Source organism: Candidatus Firestonebacteria bacterium RIFOXYD2_FULL_39_29 (assembly GCA_001778375.1).
In the GTDB taxonomy this organism is placed as follows: Bacteria; Oederibacteriota; D2-FULL-39-29; order D2-FULL-39-29; family D2-FULL-39-29; genus D2-FULL-39-29.
This window is the reverse complement of the sequence record MFGV01000035.1, coordinates 1-2,052: the sequence shown is the minus strand read 5'-3', so window position 1 is coordinate 2,052 and position 2,052 is coordinate 1. Positions and strand designations below refer to the sequence as shown.

Genomic DNA, 2,052 nt, shown 5'->3' with positions numbered 1-2,052 from the left:
CGAGCGTGAGCTCGTGGGATGAATTTGGCATGAATAATTAAAAATCTCCTATCGTCGAAACTCCGTGCGTAAGCTCGGAGAGGTTCATAAGGTTTGTAAAGTTTGTAAGGTTAATAAAGTAAAAGCAAAAGGGTGAAAAAGAAAGAAAAAAATGTTAAATAATTTTAAAATATTTATATTATTACTTGTTATTTTTAAATTGATAAAAGATTATAGTTCCTATGAAAACAACTTTATAAACCTTAAAAACCTTATAAACTTTATTAACAAGTTTTACTGGAGTAAAACGTGAGAAAATCAGGTCAAGCTATGGTGGAATATGTGTTAATTATTGCGTTGCTTCTTGTCACCTTAACCGGTGTTTTCTCCGTATTCTCAAAAACACTGCATTCTCATTGGACTGTGTATTCAAAAGTAATAGCAAATCCTCTGCCGTGAAAACAGAAACACATATAGTTGATTCATCGAGCCTGCTAATTGCGCCTGATTAAATCAGGCAACTACATTTGGAATATGGCATCTACAAAAAATTACCAAGTTGAGGAATTTCTGTGGTGGACTTGACATAATTGTATATAGATGCTATACTTATGTGTAGGAGGTAATACAAATGGCTTTAACAAAAACTCATAAATCAAATTTCATTATTTTCAGACCTGACAATCCTCTGGAAGAAAAGCTGAAAGAGATTGTTAAAATAACTGATCGTTCAAAATCCTACATCATAAAGAAAGCGCTCGAACTTTATCTGGATGATTTCATTGACTATCAAATAGCCCTTGACCGGCTTAATGATCCTGGCGACAAAATACTTTCAAATGAAGAATTTTGGAAAAAAACAAAAAAACATGCCTAAAATATTCTGGAAAAACAGTGTTTTAAGAGACATTAAAAACATAGACACCAAAATGCAGAACAGTATCAGAAAAATCGTTGAAAATGAAATTGCTTCAAATCCAAATAAAGGTAAACCGTTAAAAGGGTTTTTCAATAAATGCTACAGTTATAGAATAGGAAACTACAGAATTATTTATACGGCCGTCCATGATGGTATACTTATTTTGCGGGTAGGTCATAGAAAAGATGTCTACAGGGAATAAGTATTTAATGCTTTATGATGTTATGCCAAAGAAAACCCCGCGAGCTAACTCCGTGGATGCCCGCCCTTAAACTCGGCGGATTTTTGTCTGCCTCGTGCCGAAATGCGGCATGAATAATATGCAAAGCTTTTCCCGATAGGAAATATATCATAAAGCGGGATAAAATTGAATTCCACTTGCCGAAACTTAGGACAGCCTGTCCGCGGAGTTTTATAATATTCAGACGTAATAAAATTCAGTATAAAAGAAATAATTATTTTTGGCAGGTTGAAAGATAAAACAGCTGTACCGGTATTAATAAGTAATTTAAAGGATAAGGATATTGAAATCCGCAAAGCAGCCATAAACGCGATGGGAGATTTTGGAAATAAAACCTATACGGTACTTTTAACAGAATATTTGAATGATAAAGATCCTGCCTTAAGAAGCGCCGCTCAAAACGCCTTGAATAAACTGAAAGAATAGATTGTCTGTCAAAGTATAATTGACATGCATTGTCTTGTAAAATAGAGTAGTTTACTATATAATAATAAAAATCTCCAAAGAAAACGAAAGGAGATCCTATTAATAACCTGACTGTACTATGTTGGCAGACAAAGCCATAAAAGAAATTGCAGCTGCCGGCATGATACCTGTTGTTACATCCGAAGGGCATCTGTGTCTTAATTATAAGACAGCGGATAATAAATATTCTTAAAACAAAAAAGGCGATTACTCGGTTTAAGGAGTAACAATGCAAAGTGAAATGAAATCCGCCTCGGGAGGACGAAATGAAACAACGTCCGTCTCAGGCGTAGAAGAAAAAGATAGGGAAATATGGGTGGAGGAGAACAGGCTTTATCTGGGTGAAGATAATACTGTTCATTGTTAAAAATTTAAGCAGAAATCTTGAAAGAATCGTGTAAGTTGGCATACTTTTTGAAATCAACAGGATGATTAGATATCCAGTTAG

Annotated in this window: 3 protein-coding genes; all 3 read left to right on the top strand. The window is 34.4% G+C overall.

Going from position 1 to position 2,052, the window contains the following annotated elements; all coding sequences use genetic code 11:
• Nucleotides 1-643 precede the first annotated feature (643 nt).
• The 3 genes from A2536_00575 to A2536_00565 all read left to right on the top strand — a co-directional run bounded on the left by A2536_00575 (nt 644) and on the right by A2536_00565 (nt 1,565).
• On the top strand, nt 644-856 hold the full coding sequence (locus tag A2536_00575; protein ID OGF46875.1) for a hypothetical protein: 213 nt from the start codon (nt 644-646) through the stop codon (nt 854-856).
• Entirely contained in the window at nt 819-1,100 is a 282-nt protein-coding gene (locus A2536_00570; GenBank protein ID OGF46869.1) for a hypothetical protein, read from the top strand. Before A2536_00575 ends, A2536_00570 begins: the two co-directional genes overlap by 38 nt.
• Nucleotides 1,101-1,367: 267 nt before the next feature.
• Nucleotides 1,368-1,565: a hypothetical protein gene (locus A2536_00565; GenBank protein ID OGF46868.1), complete on the top strand. Its 198-nt coding sequence runs from the start codon at nt 1,368-1,370 to the stop codon at nt 1,563-1,565.
• Nucleotides 1,566-2,052 lie beyond the last annotated feature (487 nt).